Annotated in this window: 1 rRNA gene; it reads left to right on the top strand. The window is 39.6% G+C overall.

The features are described from left to right. Positions 1-80, top strand: a 16S ribosomal RNA gene (locus tag HF569_RS12800); the annotation flags it as partial. Positions 81-227: the final 147 nt, after the last annotated feature.

Raw genomic sequence — 227 nt, 5'->3', positions numbered from 1 at the left:
CGTCTAAGGTGGGACAGATGATTAGGGTGAAGTCGTAACAAGGTAGCCGTAGGAGAACCTGCGGCTGGATCACCTCCTTTCTAAGGAATATACGGAGGCTACACATACTTTGTTGAAACAATGGTCAGTTTTGAGGGGTCTACCCTCAAACTTGTTCTTTGAAAACTAGATATTATCAATTATTTTCCTTTAATTATTAAGATAATTAAACCGAGAAACAACTGCGT

The organism is Levilactobacillus tujiorum (genome assembly GCF_012641185.1).
GTDB classification, from domain to species: domain Bacteria; phylum Bacillota; class Bacilli; order Lactobacillales; family Lactobacillaceae; genus Levilactobacillus; species Levilactobacillus tujiorum.
Note: the sequence above shows the minus strand (reverse complement) of the source record. Positions and strands in the feature narration are given on the sequence as shown.